Origin of the sequence: Companilactobacillus formosensis (genome assembly GCF_005405305.1) — a bacterium.
Taxonomy (GTDB): Bacteria; Bacillota; Bacilli; order Lactobacillales; family Lactobacillaceae; genus Companilactobacillus; species Companilactobacillus formosensis.
The window spans coordinates 89,831-114,805 of the sequence record NZ_BJDU01000004.1 but is presented as its reverse complement, the minus strand read 5'-3'; the positions used below and the strand labels follow the sequence as shown (position 1 = coordinate 114,805).

General features: G+C 36.5%; 16 protein-coding genes, 3 tRNA genes and 1 riboswitch. Of the genes, 2 read left to right on the top strand and 17 right to left on the bottom strand.

Annotated elements, in window-relative coordinates; genetic code table 11:
• Positions 1–5: 5 nt before the first annotated feature.
• The 12 genes from FFM65_RS05915 to FFM65_RS05865 all read right to left on the bottom strand — a co-directional run bounded on the left by FFM65_RS05915 (position 6) and on the right by FFM65_RS05865 (position 16,231).
• Positions 6–88, bottom strand: a tRNA-Tyr gene (locus FFM65_RS05915).
• Positions 89–199: 111 nt separating this feature from the next.
• A complete protein-coding gene (locus tag FFM65_RS05910; RefSeq protein WP_119318091.1) occupies positions 200–1,789 on the bottom strand; it encodes an SLAP domain-containing protein in 1,590 nt (529 codons plus the stop codon).
• 67 nt (positions 1,790–1,856) lie between these two features.
• Positions 1,857–2,015, bottom strand: a complete 159-nt coding sequence (locus FFM65_RS12145; RefSeq protein ID WP_162897940.1) for a hypothetical protein — start codon at positions 2,013–2,015, stop codon at positions 1,857–1,859.
• 128 nt (positions 2,016–2,143) lie between these two features.
• Complete coding sequence (locus FFM65_RS05905) at positions 2,144–3,619, bottom strand: peptide MFS transporter (RefSeq protein WP_119318090.1); 1,476 nt, start codon at positions 3,617–3,619, stop codon at positions 2,144–2,146.
• Between the two features lie 143 nt (positions 3,620–3,762).
• Complete coding sequence (gene glpK, locus FFM65_RS05900; protein WP_119318089.1) at positions 3,763–5,268, bottom strand: glycerol kinase GlpK; 1,506 nt, start codon at positions 5,266–5,268, stop codon at positions 3,763–3,765.
• Positions 5,269–5,567: 299 nt separating this feature from the next.
• Positions 5,568–7,076: a glycerol kinase GlpK gene (gene glpK / locus FFM65_RS05895; RefSeq protein ID WP_119318088.1), complete on the bottom strand. Its 1,509-nt coding sequence runs from the start codon at positions 7,074–7,076 to the stop codon at positions 5,568–5,570.
• Between the two features lie 110 nt (positions 7,077–7,186).
• Positions 7,187–9,727 (bottom strand): YfhO family protein, encoded by a 2,541-nt coding sequence (locus tag FFM65_RS05890; protein WP_119318087.1) that lies wholly within the window; start codon positions 9,725–9,727, stop codon positions 7,187–7,189.
• 414 nt (positions 9,728–10,141) lie between these two features.
• Complete coding sequence (locus FFM65_RS05885) at positions 10,142–10,486, bottom strand: hypothetical protein (RefSeq protein ID WP_119318086.1); 345 nt, start codon at positions 10,484–10,486, stop codon at positions 10,142–10,144.
• Positions 10,487–10,593: 107 nt separating this feature from the next.
• Positions 10,594–11,934: an FAD-dependent oxidoreductase gene (locus tag FFM65_RS05880; RefSeq protein ID WP_119318085.1), complete on the bottom strand. Its 1,341-nt coding sequence runs from the start codon at positions 11,932–11,934 to the stop codon at positions 10,594–10,596.
• A gap of 1,383 nt (positions 11,935–13,317) precedes the next feature.
• Positions 13,318–14,583 (bottom strand): NAD(P)H-dependent oxidoreductase, encoded by a 1,266-nt coding sequence (locus FFM65_RS05875; protein WP_119318084.1) that lies wholly within the window; start codon positions 14,581–14,583, stop codon positions 13,318–13,320.
• Between the two features lie 10 nt (positions 14,584–14,593).
• Complete coding sequence (locus FFM65_RS05870; protein WP_119318083.1) at positions 14,594–15,202, bottom strand: NADPH-dependent FMN reductase; 609 nt, start codon at positions 15,200–15,202, stop codon at positions 14,594–14,596.
• Between the two features lie 99 nt (positions 15,203–15,301).
• Positions 15,302–16,231, bottom strand: a complete 930-nt coding sequence (locus FFM65_RS05865) for an FAD:protein FMN transferase (RefSeq protein WP_119318082.1) — start codon at positions 16,229–16,231, stop codon at positions 15,302–15,304.
• Between the two features lie 153 nt (positions 16,232–16,384).
• On the opposite strand from FFM65_RS05865, the gene FFM65_RS05860 reads away from it, so the two are divergent.
• Positions 16,385–18,202, top strand: coding sequence for an FAD-binding protein (locus FFM65_RS05860; protein ID WP_119318081.1), 1,818 nt, complete (start codon positions 16,385–16,387; stop codon positions 18,200–18,202).
• 265 nt (positions 18,203–18,467) lie between these two features.
• Here FFM65_RS05860 and FFM65_RS05855 read toward each other — a convergent pair whose 3' ends face one another.
• The 5 genes from FFM65_RS05855 to FFM65_RS05835 all read right to left on the bottom strand — a co-directional run bounded on the left by FFM65_RS05855 (position 18,468) and on the right by FFM65_RS05835 (position 22,891).
• On the bottom strand, positions 18,468–19,367 hold the full coding sequence (locus tag FFM65_RS05855) for an LAPAL motif-containing putative phage structural protein (RefSeq protein ID WP_119318080.1): 900 nt from the start codon (positions 19,365–19,367) through the stop codon (positions 18,468–18,470).
• 130 nt (positions 19,368–19,497) lie between these two features.
• Positions 19,498–19,570, bottom strand: a tRNA-Thr gene (locus tag FFM65_RS05850).
• Between the two features lie 78 nt (positions 19,571–19,648).
• Positions 19,649–19,721: transfer RNA gene (locus tag FFM65_RS05845), tRNA-Asn, on the bottom strand.
• A 64-nt stretch (positions 19,722–19,785) separates the two neighbouring features.
• Complete coding sequence (gene serS, locus FFM65_RS05840; RefSeq protein ID WP_119318079.1) at positions 19,786–21,075, bottom strand: serine--tRNA ligase; 1,290 nt, start codon at positions 21,073–21,075, stop codon at positions 19,786–19,788.
• 367 nt (positions 21,076–21,442) lie between these two features.
• Positions 21,443–22,891 carry an amino acid permease gene (locus FFM65_RS05835; protein WP_119318078.1) on the bottom strand — a complete coding sequence of 483 codons (1,449 nt, stop codon included), beginning with the start codon at positions 22,889–22,891 and terminating at the stop codon, positions 21,443–21,445.
• Between the two features lie 182 nt (positions 22,892–23,073).
• Positions 23,074–23,245, bottom strand: a riboswitch (Lysine riboswitch).
• A gap of 91 nt (positions 23,246–23,336) precedes the next feature.
• Between FFM65_RS05835 and FFM65_RS05830 the strand changes: the two genes are divergently transcribed.
• Positions 23,337–24,854 carry a helix-turn-helix domain-containing protein gene (locus FFM65_RS05830; protein ID WP_119318077.1) on the top strand — a complete coding sequence of 506 codons (1,518 nt, stop codon included), beginning with the start codon at positions 23,337–23,339 and terminating at the stop codon, positions 24,852–24,854.
• The last annotated feature ends 121 nt before the right edge of the window (positions 24,855–24,975 follow it).

The following is a 24,975-nucleotide window of genomic DNA, read 5'->3' as shown; positions in this document are numbered from 1 at the left end:
ATGAATGGAGGGGAGTGGATTCGAACCACCGAACCCGAAGGAGCGGATTTACAGTCCGCCGCGTTTAGCCAGACTTCGCTACCCCTCCATGTGTTTACCACATGTCTTTATCCGACTTAATTATATTACCGAAAATAACAGACCATTTCAAGAGTTTTTTGCAAAAAAAGATGAATCATTTTCAGATTCATCCTTTTAACTATCTGATAACGTCGACATTATCGGCTTTGACGAACTCATTTGTCGCTACACGATAATAATCTTCATTATTAATTTTAATTACTTTATCAATCTTCCAATCAGTTTTGACAGCCAAAGCACGATTAGTTACTGTATCGCCGTGAGAATTATCTAGCGAAATGTAATCAGTACCACCATGAGTTCTGACTACTGAATCTTTATCCTTGTATAAGTAAATATCAGAAGCTTTGACGAATTCATTAGTTGCCACACGGTAGTACTTCTCGCCTTTGATAGTCATGTACTCGTCAGTTTGCCAATTTGAGTCTGGTGAAAGAGCAACAGTCTTACTTAAGTTGCCATCTTCATCGTAAATGTCGGCAGAATCTTGATCTGGGTATGTGGTTAAGGTTTGAAGTTTGTGTGTGAATTTGGAAGTTACTGTTGGTGTTGATGGATTTTTAGTGTAGTAAATTGTGTAATTATTTTCCATTCTATTCCCATTTTGAATAACCGCCAAAGATTTTTCACTTTCCGACACGTCTAGTTCATATGGACCATCCTCATTAGGATCACCATTAAATGTTTCTAATTTTACTTTGACTGTATTAGGATTTGCAGTATATCCAGAAACGGTTGGAGCTTGAAAAGTTAATATTTGACCTACATATGAAAAAGCATCCTCTTCAACTACTACTGCTTCTATAAAAAGCTTCTTTCCAGAAAAATCAGGAGCAAGCATAGAACTGTAATCTCCTGAGAGTGCATCATCGTACTCTAAGTGATTACCATTTGGCACAACATCCTTATTAGAATATACTCCGAAAGTCAAATTTGATTTTTTCAGATTTTTCTCTCTTATTTTCAAATTCCAAGTACTAATATCTGTTCCACCCTGTGGATATTCTGATTGATTTTCTTTTTCATCATTTGGGTTTATCCAAGAATCCGCATCAAGACCTGAACCCTTGGATAAATCCAAACCAGAAATCTTGATTTGATATAATCGATTAGTTTTATCAAATATATTCTCTATATTGTCATTTGAATTCGAAAAATTACTTATATCCACCTCATGTAAACAATAATCATCAGAAAACATTTTTGAAAGATTTAGCTCTTTTTCCTGATTAGGTTCAAAACTACTTAAATTCACATTAATAAGAGATTCATCTTTCGAAAACATCCCTTCAAAACTATCAACTTCAGACACATCCAACTTATTAAGCCCATCAATTTCAGTTACATTTGTCATATTTGCAAATAAATAACTAGAATCACTTGGAAGTAGTAATTTACTATTATTATTAGAGTTAATTACGACCTTATTAATTTGTTCATAATATTGAGCCCACGGAACCGTGAGACTTCCCTTTTCATCATCAGATATTTCAGTACCATTTAAATAAAGTACATTATCTTTAATCGACCAAGAAGCATTATCTCCCCATTTTTGTTCATCAACATTAAGAGATTTACTCTGTTCACCTGTTGTGGTTCCAGTAGAACTTTGATCAGAATCGTCAGCCAAAACATTCAACTGCCCCATGCCGAAAATCCCAATAAAAACAGCTAAACTATAAATTAAAGTTTTAACTAATTTCTTCATAAAATCACCCCTTCTATAATTGTTAACCTTTTCATTCAGATTATTATAGTCCTAAATAGAAGTATTTTTATATCAAAAATAAAAAAATTGCTACCTTATTTACTCTTAAGGTAACAACTTTTTGATCATTATTAATCTGTGCAGCTTTGGTAGTTTGAGCAATTCCCAAGACTATCGCTAGTGCTGCAATGAAACTAAGAATCAACAGCTCGATTTTCTTCCTCATGAACACTCGCTCCTCCACAAATGTTTATATTAATATTGTAAACGATTTCATAAGAAATTTTAAATATTTTTTATCAGAAAATAAAAAAGCCATAACCGAAGTTATGACTTAGTTTAATATACAAATTTTTAGTTAACACCGGCCATCAATTTCTTGATCTTAGGTACAAACATAATCAAGATAATTGCGGCAACTAATGTAACGATACCAGTTACACCAAAGAACATCATTTCGTTTTGTGGGTTTCCTGGTTCGAATAATTTAACTAATTGAGCATTGGCAGCTTGTCCAGCAGAATCAGCTAGGAACCACATACTCATCATTTGACCTCTGAAGGCCTTAGGAGCAAGTTTAGTTGTGGCTGACAAACCAACTGGAGAAATCAACATTTCACCAATTTCAATAATACCCCAACTTAGCACTAGCCATAGTGGACTAACTTTATCACCAGGAGTCAAGCCAATCAAAGGAATGATCAAAACAAAGTATGAAATAGCTGTAGCAACTAATCCCATCCAGAACTTAGATGGTGATGATGGTTGACGCTTAGCTAGTTTAATCCATAACCATGCAAAGAATGGTGTATAGATAATGATGAAGAATGGGTTAAGCATTTGGAATTGTGGAGCTGACAAATGCAAACCAGCAAAGTTTAATTGAGTTTGTTCAGCAGCGAAAAGTGCCAAAACAACAGAACCTTGTTCTTCAATTGCCCAGAAAATTGCAGCAGCGATGAACAATGGGATATAGGCAAATACACGTGATCTTTCGATCTTTGTAACCTTTTTACTTGTTAGCATCATTACGAAGTAACCAACAGGCAAAGCGATACCCAAGATACTCAAGATAGTGATGAAGTTATCAACTGTGAAAGCATTCATAGCCATCATAGCTACAACAATAATAACAAATGCAATTACACCAATGATGACACGCTTGTAGAATTTACTACGTTCAGCATCAGTAATTGGATCGGGAGCTTGTAAACTTTCTTTAGGAAGGTACTTACGACCATCCCACCAGTAAACTACTAATCCTAAGAACATACCAATAGCAGCTAATGAGAAACCAGCGTGGAAATTAAAGTGATTCCACATCGTTGTAACGGCTTGTGGAGCAATAAGTGAACCCAAGTTGATACCCATAACGTAAATACTGAAACCAGAATCACGTCTTGGATCTCCCTCAGTATACAATCCACCAACCATTTCAGATACGTTTGGCTTCAATAAACCAGTACCAATAACAATAAGTCCAATTGATACAAACAAACCAGTTTCGCCCATTGGGAGTGACAATACGATATGACCAAACATGATCAAGACACCACCCCAGAAGACAGTTCTTCTAGGTCCCAAAAGTCTATCACTGATAAATCCACCAAGCACACTAGACATATAAACTAGTGAACCGTAGATAGACATGACAGATGCTGCAGTGGTACGGTCCATACCAAGTCCGCCCTTTGTTACAGCATAGTACATGTAGAATAGCAAAATGGCACGCATACCATAGTAACTGAATCTTTCCCAAAATTCAGTTAGGAATAATGTACGTAAACCTATCGGTTGACCGAAGAATCCTCGGTCTTTCTTTTCGTCCATTAAAAAATTCTCCTCACATTACACAAATAATATATTTATATTAAACTTACAAATCAAAAGTGTCAAAGCATTTTTTAATAAACAGTTCTCAAATCCTTATATATCAATAAAAAAAAATAAGAGCCTTTTAATATAGGTTCTTATTATTTAGCATTATGTTTGAAGGCCATTGTTGCTTTAACAGCCTCTTTCCAACCATCATAAAGATCATTTCTAAGAGATTCTTTCATTTTTGGTTGATACATTTTCCCTGTTTGATAGTTCTTCTTAATATCATCGATATCTTTCCAGAAACCAATTCCTAAACCAGCCATAAAAGCTACTCCTAGTGAAGTAGTTTCCAATTCTGATGAACGTTGGAGAGAAATTCCTAAAATGTCAGCTTGAAATTGCATTAAATAATCATTGGCAGATGCTGCTCCATCGACTTTTAAGACTTCAATTGGCATCTTAGCATCAGAACTCATCGTTTCAATGATATCTTTTGTCTGATAAGCAATTGCCTGCAACGTGGCTTTGACTAAATCTTTATCAGTTGTACCTCGAGTAATCCCAAACATCGTACCGTGTGCTTGGTTATCCCAATAAGGTGCACCCAAACCGGCAAAAGCTGGAACAACATAGACTTCATCATGATCAGTTGAACTTTTGGCATAATCTGAAGTTTGTGGAGTATTGTTGATCAAACGCATATCATCACGCAACCACTGTAACGCCGCGCCAGCAACGAATACACTACCTTCTAGGGCATACTTGATTTCACCGTTGATACCGTAAGCTATCGTCGTCAACAAATTATTGTCAGACAAAGCCGGTTTATCTCCAGTATTCATAACAGCAAAAGCACCAGTTCCGTAAGTATTTTTGACCATACCTTTTTCAAAAGCCATCTGTCCAAAGAGTGACGCTTGTTGCGAACCAGTCATCCCTGAAATTGGAATCTCCGAACCATAAAATTGATAATTCTTCGTTATTCCAAATACTTCTGAATTCGATTTAACCTCTGGCAACATAGCCTTAGGAATATTAAAGAGCTTTAATAAATCTTCATCCCATTGCAAAGTGTTGATATTGAACAGCATCGTCCGACTAGCATTGGCATAATCGGTCATAAAGCTGGCTCCGTCAGTCAACTTCCACAATAACCACGTATTGATAGTTCCAAAGAGCAATTCACCTTTTTCAGCGCGTTCTTGAGCACCTTCAACGTGATTGAGAATCCAACGGATTTTAGTAGCTGAAAAATAAGGACTGATAATCAAACCAGTCTTTTTATGGATTTCATCTTTGAAACCAGCCTTGATCATGTCATTAGCCAAGTGAGCAGTTTGTCGACTTTGCCAAACAATAGCGTTATAAATTGGCAAACCAGTCTCCTTGTCCCAAACAACTGTTGTTTCTCTTTGGCTAGCAATCCCAATTGCTTTGATTTGATCAGGTTTAATACCTGAATCAATCAAAGCAGTAGCGATAGTCGTTTGTACGGCATTCCAAATCAGATTGGGATCATGTTCGACCCAACCGGGGTTCGGTAAAATTTGTTGAATTGGATGTCTGGCAACAGCTACCTTTTTACCACTGTGGTCAAAAATAATAGCCCGAGCCGTCGTTGTCCCTTCATCAATTGCTAAAATGTATTCTTTTTCCATTGTTAACTCCTAAACACGAAAAAAGGCGTCTCCGCCTTTATGATTCTTAAATAAACTAAGGTTAGCATTAATTTTTCGTCACTATCGACTAAATCATATTTTTTACTCTTTATCTCAAGAAATAAAAAATTGAATCACTTTTTAGTCCGGAATAGCAAAGAAAATTGGCTCAGTAGTGAAAGGTCGAGCTTGAAGACTTTGCCCGTACTTGGGCTTAGCAAAGGCTCCAAGTCGTGCCCACTACGTTCCAGCCAAATTTTCTTTGCTATGGAGGACGGAATACTACATTAACTAAATTTTTACTTTGTTGCCTTATATTTAAACTTTCTTGTTGCACTAACTGCTTCTTTCCAACCTTCATATAGATAATCAGCACGTTTAACATCCATTTCTGGTTCGAAAGTAGCACCTGTTGCGTACTGTTTCTTAATATCTTCTAGACTATCCCAATACCCTACTGCTAGTCCAGCTAAAAATGCGGCACCTAGAGCGGTTGTTTCCAAATCTTTGGCACGTTGAACGGGTGTCTGTAAAATATCAGCTTGGAATTGCATCAAATAACGATTATTTGCCGCACCACCGTCAACTTTAAGAGTTGGAATATCGATGCCGGTATCACGTTTCATTGTTTCAATTACATCACGACTTTGATAAGCCAACGATTGCAACGTTGCTTTGATGAAATCGTTCTTTGTCGTTCCTCTAGTCAAACCGAAGACTGCACCACGAGCATCAGCATCCCAATAAGGTGCACCCAATCCGGTAAAAGCTGGTACAACATAAACTTCATCGTCATCATGCGAACTCAAAGCAGCTTCTTCCGATTCCGGAGCTGAATCAACCAAATGCATTGCATCACGTAACCATTGAATGGCTGAACCGGCTACGAAGATACTACCTTCTAGAGCATAGTAAACTTTACCATTAATACCATAGCCAATTGTCGTTAACAAGTTGTTGTCAGATAATTGGGGCTTTTCACCGGTATTCATCACGATAAAAGCACCAGTTCCGTATGTATTTTTGACCATTCCTGGTTCAAAAGCCATTTGTCCAAACAATGCTGACTGTTGATCACCAATCATACCAGCAATTGGAACCTCTGACCCATAGAAATGATAATCTTTTGTTTTAGCGTAGACTTCGGAATTAGGATGAACCTCTGGCAACATTTCCTTAGGAATATTTAACACTTTCAGAATATCGTCATCCCACTTGAGGTCATGAATATTGAATAGCATCGTCCGACTAGCATTCGAGTAGTCCGTTACATGAGCGGCTCCACCAGACAATTTCCAAAGAATCCACGTGTCGATTGTTCCGAAGAGCAGCTCACCTTTTTCAGCGCGTTCTTGGGCTCCGTCAACATGATCTAGAATCCAACGAATCTTCGTAGCTGAGAAATAGGGATCAATCAATAAGCCAGTTTTTTCATGAATCATATCACCATAGCCATCTTTTTCCAATTTAGCGGCGATATCTGAAGTTTGTCGACTTTGCCAAACAATAGCGTTATAAATTGGCAAACCCGTCTTCTTATCCCAAATAATAGTAGTTTCACGTTGATTGGTAATTCCAATTCCCTTGATTTGTCTAGGTTTGATGCCGGATTCAATAAAGACATTGGCGATTGTCGATTGAACGGCATTCCAAATTTCATTAGCATCGTGCTCGACCCAACCAGGTTGTGGAAAATGTTGCGTAAATTCACGTTGGGCATCAGCAATTTTCGTCCCAGCTTTATCAAAAATAATTGCTCGGGTACTAGTAGTTCCTTCATCGATTGCCATAACATATTCACTTGACATTATTTCACCTCATTCATTAATGTAAACGCTTCATACCAAAATATTATAACATCTCCAGAATAATGCAAATAATTCTAGCTATTTTTCTAATATTTTGTTTTATAGGTCATTTAATTATATTTTTTAGTTCTATAATTTAACAATTCAAAGCCAACAAACAGAATAATCGATACAACTGAAACTATCCAACCAATTTTAAGCCCTGGCACTTGATAGTTCAATTCCACTTTATGTTGTCCTTTGGTTAAATTAATTGCCATTAAGTTATCGACTACTTGATGAATTTTGACCTTCTGACCGTCAACTGTGGCACTCCAACCGTCATCGTAAGGAATGCTGAACAACATTGGTCCTGCCTTTTTGACATTGATAGTTCCACGAACCGTATCGTGATTTAAGTCAGAGCTAATTTTCAAAGAATTATCTTGGAATTTGTACAAGGACTTTAAGAATTTCGGTTGATCCAATGACTGGAAATATTCAGGATTCAAATCAAAAGTCTTTTTCGTCAAAATTTTCACTTGGACTTTTTGATTCTTCTTAAAATGTCCTAAACGCAAAGTAGCTGCCTTGTAAACATTCATATTACTAGTTTTGACACGCTTGCCATCAACGTAAATCTTAGTTTTGTCGTAATTCAATGGTGCTTTATAAAAGTATAACGGTCCACTAGCGCGGGTAGTCATTTGATACGTATAAAGTGTCTTATCGTCAGTTGTCGTTTGTTTCATGCTATTGAGCGTAGCATTTTTTAAATATTCAGTACTATTGCCGTTCAAAGCTTGCCACAAACGATCTTGATTGTCCAAAGCATGACCATTCTTCATTTTATATCCATAAACATCCTTATCAACCATGAAGCCTAATGACGGCGCATTGTAATTCTCTTCAACGTAATAATGATTATCCCACTGACGAACTCGATAATAAACGCCCAACAAGGCATTGGTTAAATTTGTCCCACCGAAATAACTGATACGACGGACATTAATACTGTAGTAACCCAAATTATTCATTATTTCCAAAGTTTTTTGATTCAAAGTAGAGCTGTATAAGCTTAACCCATTGATATTGAATAAAATCGGATCATTATAATTGTTGTACTTTTCTGGAAAAGCCTTATTCAGACCTGATTTAGAAACAATTATTCGATGTCCCAAATGACTTCTTGCCTTCACATCAGCGAGGATATTATTTTCTTTCTTAAATTCTTCTCGATAAACTAGTTGATTGCCTAGTCCTGCAGTACTAATAACTGAATTAAAATTTGCCACAATTTCAAACATCATCATCAGCATCAACAAACCGAAGAATTTTTTATTACTATTAAGAACTAACAAGATTACACCGGAAATAATGATGCAAATAATACTTAACCAAAAGAAATAGCCATTGTAATTATTATCAGGAATCGCAAAGCCAAGTTTCTCAATAATCTTGGGCAACAACCACTCCGTCGAATAACCAATGCAAAGCAAAATTCCTGCTACACAAGTAGATTTGATGATTGTTGATTTATCTTTGAAAGCACCAGCTTCAAAAGCTTTATAAGCAATAAAAATACATACGAACGAGAAAATAAAGCTATTTCTAAATGGGAAGCCTGCTGGATTTTGAAACATGTGCCAAACTGTATTGAATGTCGTCACAAACATACTGATTAATAAAGTGCCTAATAAAAAAGTAGAATTTTGTTTATCCTTATTATTAACCCGAGAACTGAAGAAGTATGCTAACAACAAAATCAGAATTGTTGAGGTCATAAAAACTGACGGACCATGTTCCAATCGTTGCTCAAAAGTATTCCCACCAATTCCTAATTCCGTCAAGGCTTCCAGGCCAAATCTAGCTGATGGCAAATAATTCATAACATTAAAGGAAGTTTTGCCCGTCTTCATCATCCCAACTAGAGTTGGCAATAAGACCACCGCCGAACTCAAGCCAGCCAAAATTGAAGTGATCAAATAGTTACTAATAATCTTCCACTTATTATTTTGATGGAAGAGATTCGTCTCAAATCCTGTATAAATAAAGAAGCACAATGAAAAAATACAGAGCATGTATCCTAGGTAATAATTGAAAATAATTGCTAAAAGAATTGAACAATAATATAGGACATATTTTTGCTCTTTAATGACTCGCATAACGCCTATTGCTACCAAAGGTAACATTATCAAGGCATCCAGCCACATTAAATCATAAAAGTATGACGCTACGAATCCACAAAAACTATAAGCTAAAGTGAAAATATAGTTGGTAAACTTAATTTCTTTAGAGTATTCCTTCAAGAAATAAGCCATCGCCACACCCATTGAAGAAATCTTCAACATGATGATAATATTCGCTGCTGCAGGAATTCCCATTGGACTAAAGAAAACCAGTAACAAATTAAAAGGTGACAGCAAGTAGTAACTCATAACTGGGAAGAAATTATCTCCCAAAGACTGACTAAACAAATAAAAGTGCAGGTTACCAGAAGCTAACTGGCGCCGTAATTCAGTCAAGAAGGTCAGATATTGTGTTCCCAAATCACTACTCAAAAAATTATTGCTACCAAAAGGTACTAATTTAAAATACGCAAAAATAGCTGAAATAATAACAAGATTAAGAAAAAACGCTCCAAGATAATACCGGACATGACGTTTAAGCATATTTATATCTCCTTACTAACTATCCAAATAATATGGGATAAACTGAATAATTGCAAAAAAGATGCCAAACAAAAAAGGCTTGCTTGCGCAAGCCTGTCATCATATTATTTTTCATAATGTCTACCTCTTGATTTAACGTAATTTAAGTTTTGTTTTGAATGTGTGTGAATAGTTTTTAATTCTTGTATTTTTGTATTTTTGATTAGTATGATTCTAGTTTAAAAATTTCTTACCATTGTAATTTCTGATCATCTTAGTACAAACAGTTGCTAAGACGGAAACACCAGTAAGCACGAGCAAAGGATGTTTTTTCATAAAATTCACCTCGTTTTTTGTATAGCCATATTTGACTATGTATACATAGTACCGAGATATTATGAAAAAGTTTGTACTAAAATTTGAATTATTTGTGAATTAACTAAGAGGTGGTCGGTGCTTATCTATATTATTGCGAAATTCTTCCATCATAGCTTGATCGACTTCTGGTATGTCACTTAATTTTCTCAGCAGCCATTGCCCCAAGACGAAATATTGTCCTTCTTCTAGAGTGAACTTCTGGGCGTAAACGTACTGAATTGCTTGCTCGTATTTTTGGTGCATCAACAGTTCAGTTATATCACGATGGATCTTGTCACCTTGACCTTGTTGCTGTTCAAAAATCACTTCTGTCTTCTCGCCGTCTTTTTTACCGACCATATAACCAAAGCCTTCCGCAAACGACTTGATTTGACGCATGATGAGATCACTGTCTTCAGCCATAATATTCCCTCCACTTTACTCACAGTATAGGAAGAAATAGATTTTTTAGCCACAAAAATACCCGAATACCACATTTAATTTGTGATATTCGGGTATTTATAAATTAATTATTTATCAGCTTTTTCCACAGCAGCTCCAGCTAAGGCACTGACGTAGTTAACTGGCTTGTCAAAGTTAGGTTGGAACAAGAAGTCGACCATGGACAACTCATCAATCGTAACTTTCTTTTGGATAGCTAATGACAAGAGGTTAGCAGATTGTGATACATCATACATACTTGTCAAAGCGCCACCGAGGATTTCTCTTGTTTCTGGATCCCATACGAGGTTCATCAAAACAGGAGTAGTTGTCAACATAAATTCTGGACGATAATTGTCTTCTAGAGATACGCTATCAACTTTCTTACCTAGAACTTCAGCGTGTTCCTTAGTCAAACCACTAGCAGCGTAAGTTCTGCCAAATAGTTCAACCGCTGAACTAGCCTGTGTTCCCATGTAAGGTGCTGTGTCTTTTTCGATATTCTTACCAACTAAGATACCTTGACGAACTGAATTAGTTGCCAAAGGAATGTATTGGTTGTCACCAGTTGGATTATAGTGAACGGATGCAGCATCACCAGCTGAGAAGACGTCTTCTTTACTTGTGTGCATGTATTTATCCACAATTAAAGCACCATTTGGCAAAGTTTCGAATTCGTCAGCGAACATCTTTGTATTAGGACGGAAACCGACACACATAACAGCGATATCAGCTTCATAAGTATTTTTATCAGTTTTTACAATTACACTATGATCTGTTTCTTCAAATGATTGAACTTTTTCTCCCATACCGAGTTTTACACCATTATCAAGGTAATCTTTTTCGGCAACAGCTGACATGTTAGGGTCAAGGTTCTTACCTAAAACGTGTGGCAAAGCATCAATCAAAGTAGTTTCTTTACCAAGAGTAGCATAACCTTCAGCTAATTCAGCACCGATGTAACCGGCACCAATAACGATGGCACTCTTGATATCTTTAGCATTTTCTTTCAATTCATTAGCGTTAGTCCAATTCTTGCAAAGCATTACACGGCTTGAATCAATACCTGGAATTGGAGGGATAACTGGAGCTGAACCAGTAGTAATGACCAACTTGTCATAATCTTGCTCAAAAGTTTCCCCACTAACTAGATTTTTAACGGCTAGTTTCTTATTATCGAAGTCAATATTTGTAACATCGTGTTGCATGTGCATATGTGCACCAAGTTCTGTCAAAGCTTCGGGACTAGCATAAAACATCTTATTAGGATCTGAAACACGGTCACTTACCCAAAGTGCGATCCCACATGATAGGAAAGAAAGATTATCATTTCTTTCAAAAACAGAAACTTCCCAATCTGGGTGTTCTTTCAAAATATTCATTGCTGAAAAAGTTCCTGCATGTGTACAACCTACGATACTTACCTTCATAATAACTACCACCTTTTACGATTTAATATCATTATAGTTAATATTTTAACATAATTAAAGCGTTTACATACTATATTAAAAAATATATACAGAATATAAATAAATCTAATTAAAAGTATAAACCACCTCACTTACACCCCATAAAATGCTAAAGTGTCGTTTAATTCCTCTCAAAACGAAAAAATAAACTTAACATTATAATCACATAAATTAAAGTATTTGTGAAACTAAAAACAAATAATTATTTTTTTCTAAAATGAATTTAATTGTTTAAACACATGTGCTATATTATAACTGTGAAAGAGATAGAGATATGATCAATGCAATTCCTTCCTTTTTTAACTCTAAAGGTTGCGATACATCCTCATATCGTAACCGAATAGCTTACTCGCATTCAGGATAAAGTTGCCCCCCTCAATCAACTTTATCCTCCCCCTCAAATGCGTTATCCCATTACAATAATTTACTTTGAATGCTTTCATTAATTAATTACAAATCCCTCTCTATTTGACAAATATGGAAACCTCATAAGCATTCATACCTTTATCTCTGACACTACTGGTAATGCCGTTACACATTAGGTGTAACAAAAAAACAAGCCCGTCCCCCCAGATGAGCTGTTTTTTTTTGCTCTTTTTTCTAATAGATCACACAATAATTTTTATGGGTAATTCATTATATCAAAAAAATGGTCTATACATCGTGAAAAATTCCACAATGAACTAAATATAATAACACGTTATTTACATATTTATTTATTCAAAATCAAAAAATTATTTTTTCTAAAAGTGAATATACATGTTTAAACATATATGCTATATTATTAACTGTGAAAGGGGCAAAGATATGAAATGCAATTCTTCTTTTTTAACCAAAGAAGGTTGCGATACATCCTCATATCGTAGCCAAAAAAACTCATTCGCATTCAGAACAAGTTGCCCCCCTCAATCAACTTGTTCTCACCCTCAAATGCGTTTCCCATTACAATAATTTACTTTGAATGCTTTCATTAATTAATTACAAATCCCTCTCTATTTGACAAATATGGAACCCTCACAAGCATTCATAACTTTGTCCCTGACACTACTGGTAATGCAGAAAAAACAAGCCCGTCCCCCCAAGACGAGCTGTTTTTTTTTGCATTTTTTTATTCGAATAATAATTCTTGATTTATTCTATTAGATTTCATCTAAACGTTGTGCAGACAAACGTATTGGTTATATATGGTTAAACACATTTGGCCTATTTTGTGATAAGCTGCCGACTAGATTCCATATATATTTAGTTTTATCGCAATTATTTCATGCAGCGATACAAAAAGTCCCGTTAGATTGTAAGTAAATTACCTTCTAACGGGATATTTATTAATCAACTTATAAAAATTTAGTTCTTCGAAGCACTTGATGTAGCATCTACTTTTACTTCTGGTTTAACCGCGGGTTCTTCAGCTGATTCTGAAGCGCCGGAGTTTGCATCAACTGCTGGTTTATCTTCAGTTTTAGAAGCACCGGACGTAGCGTCCAATTTAGCATCTGGATCTGGAACTAGTTTTTGACCAGTTTGTTGCAAGTATTGGTCAACGATTGGCTTGATATCAACAGCCCATTCATTAACACCCTTGTAATTGTCATTTTCGTCATGCATTGCTTTGTAATAGTGCATTACGTGATGATCTGAATCACCACCAGGTACTGGCATTGAAACTAAATCAGTCTTGCCACTTCTCAAGTCATAGATAACTTGCTTAACGTGTTTCATAACGCGCTCGATATTAGGGTGAACCTTGTCTAAAGCATCCCCAACTTGAGCAGGAACACGTTTAGCCAACATGTCTTCAGCTTTGCCAACTTTGTTGTAATAAATAAATTGATTATTTTCATCAACGTAAGTCAATTCAACTGGCATAGTCTTTAAGAAATAGTTCAATTGATCAACTGTCAACAAACCACTGTCTAATTTGACATAAGTACCACCTTCAACAGCGTTGACTTTCTTAGCAGCTTTGTCCAACCAGTCGTCATCATTCATATCGATACCTTGAATAGTTGTATCGGTTCCCTTCTTAGCGGAAAGGTCTTCGTCTTGGTAGCCGTTTGATTGACTGATCAAGTTGATAACTTTGGCAAATTTGATAAAGTTTTGCAAAGTAGTTTGTAAGAAATCAACTGTTCTTTGATCCTTCAAATCGCCATTTTCGTCAAAAGCAGTCTTAACGTCGCCTAATAAGAATTCATTACCAGGCAAGACAACTGCATTAACACCAGGTGCTTCAAGGATTTGTCTCAAGTGTAGTTGGGCACGTGATGACCCTTGAGTATGGTATGAAGCTCCGACAATCATTACGGGTTTGCCATCGAAAGGATGTACTTCATAAGATAGCCATTCGATAACGTTCTTCAAGGCTGCAGGAACAGTGTGATTGTGCTCCGGAGTAGCAATGATAACCCCATCGGCAGCTGAAATTTTCTTGCAAAGATTTTGAATAACGGGGCTGTTTGTTTGGTCGTCATCTTGGTTGAACATTGGTACTTCATTGATATCCAAGACATCAACGTCGATTAGTCCTGTAAAATGTTTAGCGATAAAGTTTAATAATGTACGATTATATGATTGATCAGCAATTGATCCAGCAATTCCAACTAATTTCATACTATCCCTCCTAGTCTTTGTCCCATGAAAATGTGGCAGCTTTTTGCTTTGTAGCATCTTTTGCATTATTCAATTGTTTTGAAATATTAACGAATTGAAGAAAGTCTTGGAATAGGCCATCCAATTCTTTAACGATATCCTTATCCTTCAAGTTGCCATCATCATCAAAGGCTTGTAGTGAATGTCCCAAAAGAAATTCTGAGCTAGGCATAATTCTAGCTTTGATTTCTGGTGAATCGAGGATTTGGCGTAGTTGAGCTTGGGCACGTGATGACCCAAGAGATCCATAAGAAGCACCGGTAATCATAACAGGTTTGTCGACAAATGGATGGATTCCATATGAAAGCCAAGCTAAGGCACTCGACAAAACAGCCGTTACAGAGTGATCGTATTCAGGAGTAGCAATAATGACACCGTCAGCGTCCTCAATTTTCTTAGCGATGTCTTTAGCCAGTTGTGGCACGTACTTGTCTGCACTCTTCTTAAAGATTGGCAAATCCTTGATTTCAACTAATTCAATCTCAGCCAAATCTTGGAAATGTCTCTTCATATATTTCAATAATTCACGGTTGGTTGATTTTTGGGAATTTGATCCCACAATAGCGATAAATTTATTCATATCCTTAATCATCCCACTTCTATTTTATTGTCATGTTAATTGTAAAATGTTTCACTAGGTAAAGCAATATAATTATGTGATTGTTTTCATATAATATAGTTATATTTTTTTAAAATTATCTTTTAGACCACTCGTTACAAAGGTTTCTAAGTCTTTCGTAATGAAAACAGCTTCAATTCCTTCTTGTGCTTCAATCAAAGCCATTCCACGGTCGATGCCTTGATAAAAACCAATTGTCGACCAAATTTCACCATCGATTGACTTGTCGCTAATAATTGTCACACTAGCAAGGTTATTCTTGATTGGGTAACCGGTCTTTGAATCAAACATGTGGTGATATTCATGACCATCAATTACCAACTTGCGCTCATAAATGCCTGACGTACCAATTGATTTCTCAGGAATATGTACAACGCCTAAGGAAACATCTCTTGGTTTAACTGGATTTTGAATGCCGATATTCCATAACTTATCCTCATGCAAACTGTCGCCGACTAATAAAACATTGCCACCCAAATCAATAATTCCTGTCTGAACGCCACGCTTTTGCCAAAGTTTTTTGATTTCATCAGCGATATAGCCTTTAGCAATACCACCGAGATCAATCTCCATACCTTTTTCCTGCAAAAATACGCTCATATCGGCGTCGTCGAGGATTATTTTTTCTGGGTCGATAATTCGTAAGCGCTCCTTGATATCTTTGTCACAAGGCTTGTTAGCACCCTTAAAACCAATCTTCCACAATTTAACTAATGGCCCGATTGCCACGTTAAAGCCTAAGTGCTTACGACTAACTAAGACAGCCCTTTTAATTAAATTATACGTATCTTCTGGCACTTGAATCGGCTTGATACCAGCAAAATGATTGATCGACATGACTTCTGATTGTTCGCGATTGACGGTCAACTTATCTTCAAAGTTTTGAATCAACTTATAGCCAGCTTCTAAATCAGCCGTACTACTAGGTTCTGCCACTGACAGATTGATCACCGTTCCCAATGCATAATAGCTCTTGTTAATTAGCCCCATTGAACCTTCCTCAATTCATAAAAAAATAATTTACGATAGTGAACACCCTCTATCATAGTCTTTTGTGTCGTTTACGACAAAGGTAAGTTATTCACAATATCCATAAATAGAGTTATATTAATCCTAACATTTAGAGGAATTGGAGTGAATGAAATGTTTGAGGATTCAAAATTAAATTGGAACGCAACTTATGACGTAATTGTTTTAGGATTCGGTGGTGCTGGTGCCAGTGCTGCTAGATTTGCGGCTGACAACAACGCCAAAGTTTTGATTACTGACTCAGCTCCAGAGGGTCATGAGGGTGGCAATACTCGCTACGCTGGTCAAGTTATTTCATCAGGTGACAATTTAGATGATTTACGTAAATATTATGAAGATTTAGCTTTCCCATTGTCATATGACAAAGATTTGATGGAAACTTTTGTCAAAGGACTCTATGACATTCCTAATTACCTAGAAAATTATCTTGGTGTTAAACCTTTCATCATGGGCAAGCACCCAGAATCACCTGTTTCTAAAGCTTTGCACTTTATGGCTCATGAATATCCAGAATTCCGTGGTCAAGCTACTCACGAATTAGTTGCTGTTCACGAAGGTGTCGCTGATTCTGCTCTTTGGAAGAATCTCCGTCAACAAGTTTTAGACCGTGCTGACAAGATTGACGTCTTGTATCAAACACCTGCAAAACACTTGATTCAAGATCCAGCAACGAAAGCTATCGTCGGGGTTCAAATCGAACGCAACGGCAAACTTTTGAATGTCAAAGCTAACAACGGTGTCGTCATGGCTACTGGTGGTTTTGAAAACAATCCTGAAATGGTCGAAAATTATCTCGGCGAAACTAGTCTAAATCCAATCGGTTCTCTTTATAACAAAGGTATCGGTGTCACAATGGCTAGTGAAGTCGGCGCTAAGCTTTACAACATGAACAACTATGAATCTTATGGTATTTTCCATGGATTAACTCCTAAACCAGCTAAAGGTCAACGTTCACAATTCTTGCCATTTGATTGGCCTGCATTCCACCAAGGCAGTTTGATTGTTGTCGGCGATGATGGAACTCGTTACTTCGATGAAAATGAAATTCACCGTCACGGACACATCCAAGACCACGGCAATTGGAGAGTTCCTTTGGCTCAACGTCATCCATATGTTGTCTTTGACCAAAAGAAGTATGACGAATTAAAGAACGATAAAAATGCTCCTTATCCAGAATTTATGGAGTCAGTCGTTAAAGCTGATGATTTGAACAGTTTAGCTGAAGTAATGAACGTTGACGCAGACAAGTTGGCAAGCACTATCAAAGACTTCAATCACTTTGCAGAAATCAAACGTGACTATGCCTTTGATCGTGATGCTGATACTTTGACAGCCTTTGACGATGGTCCTTACTATTGCTTAGCCATGGTTCAAGGATTGTTGAATACTCAAGGTGGTCCTGTTCACAATTCCAACGCCGAAGTTGTTGACGTAAACGATGAAATCATCCCTCATCTATATGCTTGTGGTGAACTAGGAAGTTTGATGGGACGTCAATACAACGGTGGTAGCAATTTGGCTGAAAACTTAATTTTTGGTAAGATTGCCGGTGAAAATGCTGCTAAAGAAAAAGACGTTGAATCCGTCAAAGTTGACGCCAATACCTCAGCTAGCGTTCACGAAGAAGGCTTAGGATCAGATGTTGGCGAAGAACACTACGAAACTAACGACAACCAATACATCGGAAAATCTACTGCCGGTATGGGAAATGAAATCGTCGTACGTGTCACTGCCAATAGCAAAGATGATATTCAAGATATCGAAGTTTTGAAGCAAAGTGAATCTGACGATTACGGTCTCAAAGCTGTTAAAGAATTGCCAAAAGAAATCGTCGAAAAGAATACAGTCGACGTTGATACAATTTCTGGTGCTTCTGCTTCAAGTAAAGCTATTAAAGAAGCTGTTTCTGATGCTTTGAAACAAATTAAATAAATCTAAATGATTCAATTGCAATAATAAGTTTTGCTTGCTACTGTATTGTTAATGTAGTAGGTAGTGCACTACATTGCTAGATAGATGCTGAAATCTATCCCTAGTTCTAGTTGGAGACTGTTCCAACTCAGCATTATGACAATTGTGTCATTTTTGAAAGATGACCCTTTGTTTAAAAATAATCAAAATAAAACGTCCCTATAGAATGCAAGATTTCATTCTATAGGGACGTTTTAATATTTGTACCAATGGACTTATCAAAAAATTATTCATCTTCATCATCTGTAAATTTCAAATTTATTTGTTGAGCACCTTTTTTATGTTCTAGGACTTTTTTCACAGTGTACTTACTTTTTAAATTTCCTTCTTTGCTAATGTATTGCTGCGTTTGGAGTTCAACTTTCAATAAGTCAGTGGATCCAAACTGTTGGAAATTCTTTTGCACTGACTTTATAAATTCAGAATCATCAATATCAGCGAAAAATTGAGTATCACCGTTAGAAAATTTCCATTTTCCATGTTCAAAGGCAACATTAATTATTTGAAGATACGTTACATTTGTTGTAACGTCTAAATCTTCTCTTTCAGGATTAGGGACATCAAAAAATTCATAATCAGATTTACTTATAGTTATTTTATCTTGTTTATCATGGTAAAAATCAATTCCATCTATTCCACTTTTGCTAATTGGTTCAATAACTTCTTTGGTACTTTTTCTTATTTCAATATTCTTGTACGCATTTAAAGAGTCATTAGATATCTCCACTGAGGTCCCATCTTCAAAAGTTACACGAGTTTTATTTTCTCCGATGGTCTCTTGTTTCTTTAACCTTTTATCCTTCTTTTCTCTAATAAAACGCATGATTTCCATAAAAATAGCTACATATGAGGATAAATTAAGAATTGCGGTAGAACTATTACCAGTTAAAAAATCTACTGTTCTATTGAAAACATCTGTGGTCAAAACCATATCAACAATAAAGGAACCTTTTTCAGTAGCTTTTATGTCTAAAGAAATAGGTTTCTCTAAAGGATTTTTTAATTTCTGAATATCTGATAGTGCTTCGGAAAGTGCTAATAATGATGGTGCCAATTCACGTACGGGTATACTATTATTAGTTAATCCATTACCAAAATAACGTATAGAAAAGCCATAATCTTCCACTAATCATTCACTCCCTTTAATCTTAATAACACTAAGTAAGTTGATTATATTACAAAATTTCCGATAAATAAAAAAGGACGTTGATTTTCTTCAACATCCTTTCATGGGAGGTATTTCATAAAATTATCAATGCCGTGTGCAGGAGTCGAACCTGTGACCGCCGGTTTACGATACCGATGCTCTACCAACTGAGCTAACACGGCTTAAAAAAAAATACACCTAATTCCAATGAACTAGATGTAATATATTGAGACACCTAGGTATTTCCTAAGTATTTATAACTCCGGATGTCAGACTCGAACTGACGACACCCTGATTAACAGTCAGATGCTCTACCAACTGAGCTAATCCGGAATAATTCAATAGCTCTTTAACAGAACTATTAAATCTTATCAATTTATAAGCCTCAGGTCAATAACTATTTGGCATTTTCTTTAGTAATTTTTGTAACTCCACCCATATATGGCACTAAAACGTCTGGAATTGTTACAGAACCGTCTTCATTTTGGTAGTTTTCCAAAATAGCAGCAACTGTACGACCAGCAGCAAGTCCTGAACCATTCAATGTGTGAGCTAGTTTTGTCTTACCATTTTCGTCACGATATCTGATGTGAGCACGACGAGCTTGGAAGTCAAGACAGTTTGAACAACTTGAAACTTCACGATACTTGTCTTGAGCAGGCATCCAAACTTCAAGATCATAAGTCTTAGCAGAACTGAAACTAGCGTCCCCACTTGAAAGAACGATTACGTGATATGGAAGTCCTAGTTGTTTGAGGATATTTTCAGCATTAGCAGTCAATTTTTCTAGTTCGTTGTATGATTCTTCAGGCTTTGTAACCTTAACCATTTCGACCTTGTTAAATTGGTGCATACGAATCAATCCACGAGTATCACGACCGGCAGAACCAGCTTCAGAACGGAAACAAGGTGTCAAAGCTGTAACGTATTTAGGCAAGTCTTTTTCATCCAAAATCTTGTCAGCAAAGTAGTTTGTCAAAGGAACTTCAGCTGTAGGGATCAAAGTCAATGGGTTTTCATCAACCATAACCGTATAGACATCTTCTGTAAATTTAGGGAATTGACTAGTACCAAACATGGCATTGTTGTTAACCAAGTATGGAGGGATTACTTCTGTATAGCCTTCTTTTTGGTGTTGATCCAACATGAAGTTGTAAACAGCACGTTCAAGTCTAGCACCCATACCAATGTAATAAACAAAACGTGAGCCAGAAACTTTAGTAGCTTGTTCAAAGTCCAAAATTCCTAGTTCTTCACCAATATCCCAGTGGTGTCTTGGTTTGAAGTTTTCCTTAGGAACAGCACCGACTTTTCTGATTTCAACGTTAGTACTTTCGTCAGGACCAACGGGAACAGAATCGTCAGGAATGTTAGGTAGACGAACTAAGATGTAATTCATCTTGTTTTGTGTTTCTTCAAGGTCAGCATCGATCTTCTTGATATCGCCACCAACTTTTTTCATAGCAGCGATTTCTTCACTAGCATCTTCCTTGTTGCGTTTCTTGTTAGCAATTCCTTGAGAAACCTTATTTCTTTCTTCCTTCAAAGTTTCTGTCTTAACTAACAATTCACGACGCTTTTCATCGTATGAAAGCAATTCGTCGATTTCTTCACTAGTAACGCCACGTGAAGCTAATTTGTTTTTGATCCATTCAGGGTCTTTTCTGATTAGCTTAATGTCTAACATAAATTCATCCTCCATTATTTGTGAACTTGCACGATTAGCCTATGTAACTGTTTCCTGCAGTGTAGCGGAAACGAGCTACTCAAGAGCTAACCGTCCTTGTTCCGCTCTCTAATATAAAAAAAGGTCGAAACATCCCAATAAAGGGACGAATCGACCATTCGCGGTACCACCCAGTTTCAGAGTATACAATACCCTGCACTTTCAGATTTTATCGGATCAACCCGAACGGCATTACCCGTTGCCAGAATGCTGGAATAAAACCTTGACGATTTTCACCGACCATCGTCTCTCTGAAAGGTTTGTGAGTAGGCACTCTCTTAGCTTTATATTCATTGTTAATCATAATTTAAAATGTTCTAAATATCAACTAGTAATGACCACCATTTTTAGTAGCTTCAACATCGATATCTTCTAGCTTCAAGAACTTCGTCTTATGTTTGATCTTGTAGTAAGCCCAACATATGAACAAAATAATCAAACCACTGTAACTGATCAAGAGACGACCAATATTGAAGTCAACCATTGAACGCACATCTTGTCCAATAATAATAATGATACCTAAGATGATGGCTAAAATTGGTCCAAATGGGAACCACTTAGCTTTGTACTTCAAGTCATCTAGACTGTAACCCTTGAATAAGTATGCTTTTCTGAAACGATAATGAGAAAAGGCAATCCCGATCCAGGCGATGAATCCGGTCAAACCACTGGCTGCAACTAATAGTTCATAGAATGAATCTCCGTACAAACTAGTGAATAAGGCCGCCCCACCAACTAAAGCAGTTAGTAGAAGTGAGAAGACTGGTACACCACGACCGTTAGTTTTTTCAAAAACCTTTGGTGCCATGTTATTTTTACTCATTGACCAAAGCATCCGACTGGCAGCGTATAGTCCTGAGTTAGCAGCAGAAATTACTGAAGTCAAAATAACAGCGTTCATAACTCCGGCAGCTAATGGAATCCCAACTTTCTTGAAAACAATCGTAAAGGGACTGATAGCAATATCGCCAGCGTCTGATCCTAAAAGATTTGGACTAGTGTAAGGAATCAAAGCACCGATAATGGCGATAGACAAAATGTAAAACAATAAAATTCTCCAAAAGACTTGTTTGATAGCCTTAGGGATACTCTTTTCAGGAGTTGCTGATTCCCCAGCCGTGATACCGATCAACTCAGTACCTTGGAAGGAGAACCCGGCAACAACGAACACACTTAGAATCGCCGGAACGCCTCCAACGAAAGGTGCTTTCTTATATGTATAATTTGTCAATCCAACAAAGTTTTCATTTCCTAAAATTCCTAATATACTTAAGACACCAACAATCAAGAAAATGATAACGGCAGTAACTTTGATTGATGATAACCAGTATTCAGTTTCACCAAAAGAACTTACTGAGATAAAGTTGATTACCAAGAGCACAATCATGAAAGTCAAACTAATCTTCCACGAGGTCCAACTTGGGAACCAATATTTTACAACTATAGAGATTGTGGATAAATCGACCGCCAAAGTAATCGCCCAGTTGAACCAATAATTCCAACCTAAAGCAAAACCAAAAGCAGGATCGATAAATTTTGTAGCATATGTCGCAAATGAGCCGGAAACTGGCATGTAAGTTGCCATTTCTCCCAAACTAGTCATCAAGAAGTAAACCATAATACCAATAGCCACATAAGCTATCAAGGCACCTCCAGGACCAGCTGTTGAAATTGAGGAACCACTTGCCACAAACAAACCGGTTCCAATTGACCCACCAAGTGCGATCATCGACAAATGACGGGTCTTCAACGACCTATTCACATCATTATTTTCCATCTTTCATTCCCCTTTTTGGATATAAAAAAAATCCTTATTATCAGAGGAACTACCGACAATAAGGATTATAATTATCCCATTAATCAATAGCTCAACGAATTAGAGTGTGTCTTCGTTTGCCGGCAATATTGCGGAAACGAGTTGCGAACAGCATGTCCCTGTGCTTTTTGCTCAGAACCCAAGCGCCGTCCTCCACTCTCTAAAATCGACAGTCCACCACCTATTAAGCGGTAGCCCAATCAAATTACCAAGTAGGGATAATTGATTTCGGCAAACTTTCCTTTCATATCTTTTCAAAGTACCCTATCCATACTCCAAAATACTAATAATAAAGATTGCACCTCTATCTGATTACAAAACATTATAAATAAATGTTAAGATAGTAGCAAGTAGTGTTTCATTTATTATTAAAATATTTTAATTAAACGTTACCGGGGGAAGACAAATGTTGGAGCAAATTTTCTTAGTTAAGCAAGACGTAGAAAAATACAAAATGCTAACTGTTATAAAATCTTTACCTCCTCGTGAAGTAAACCTAAGCAACATTAGTAATCGACTACAATTCACCTACCAAAAAACATATAATATTTTTCAAGCATTACTGGAAGATTTAGCTGACGTCGCTCCCGACATTGACCCTAGCGATACAAAAATCGAGTCAATCGACTTCAGAAAAGTTTCCATTGATACTTACCGACTATTTTTGGTAAAAAACTCAGTCGTTTTCCAAGCTTTCAATTATGGCTTGACTAATGCTAATCCGTCATTTGAAAGTTTCAGTGATGAACACTTTACGAGCAAGTCCACTTTAAATCGTCGAATGTCCAAATTTAGAGCTTTTCTAAAAAATTTTGGTCTCAAAATTTCCAACTCGACACTTGAGATCAAGGGTAATGAGAAAAACATTCGTTGGATGGCATATTATGTTTATTGGTACACATATCATGGGCAAGAATGGCCATTTAGTTTGATTCAAGAAAATTCTATCGATCAAATTATCGGTCGAACTGATATTACTTTTGATAATCCAATCGTTCATTTCCAATTGAAATATTTTCTAGCAATTTCTAGAATTCGTTTGATCAAACGTCACTATATTGATGAATTACCATATTATAGCGATGTTTTTGGCACCCAAAGTCTAGGCGAAGATATTTTGACACAGGAAGATTATCCTATCGTGCCGGTAGTGGCCTTAGATAACGAAAATAAATTGATCAATCTCTTCAGAAGAACAGCGTTCCAACCTAGTGATACTTCATTTGAGCAACCAATCAATGCCAACGCTAGAATCAATCCGAAGTTCTATGCGCTCGTTTATCACTTTATAGATTTCTTGAAGGAACATTACCACGATGACATGTCGGTCTACCACAATCAGAAGACTTTGAAACATATTATGACTTATGTAACACGTGATATTGTCTTTTATTACATTATGGCGCCTTATTCCTTGATGCATCTGGACACGATGTACCCTAACGAAAATAATGAGAGAAGTTATACAGACTTATATAAAGATGTCTACACCTTCTTCTCTAACGTCGATCAGAATGAATTTCCAGGAATCTACAACGCTGCAGAATTGATTTCTAAAGATTTGTATCAAGTTTTGCCTAGTTATATCTCAACTATTCGTGCTGAAGATATTATCAAAGTCAAAGTCTTGATTGATCCTGGTAATCAAACTGCTGAAGTTGTTTTGAGAAATATCCGGACTTTGGACTTCGTTGAGATCGTTCCTAGCAACGTTTTCGATGACGTCGATGTATTGATCACTTCATTAGATGTGTTGCCTTTGGATATTGAACGGAAAAAGTATCCTGAGAATTTGAAAGTTATTCCTTGGGATATTTCTTCAACGCGCCCTGATTATATTTGGTTGTTGATTCAGTTGAACCAAGTTTACGTTAAGAAAATCAAGATTAAACAAGAGGAAGAAAAGAAGAAAAAGGCATTGTAGTATTTACGCTGCCGACTAGATAGTCCTTCTACTTCTTATTTATAAGAAAAAATTACGATAAAAAAATCAAAATAGCTCTATAAGAATGTTATAAACTACATTCTTATAGAGCTATTATTTT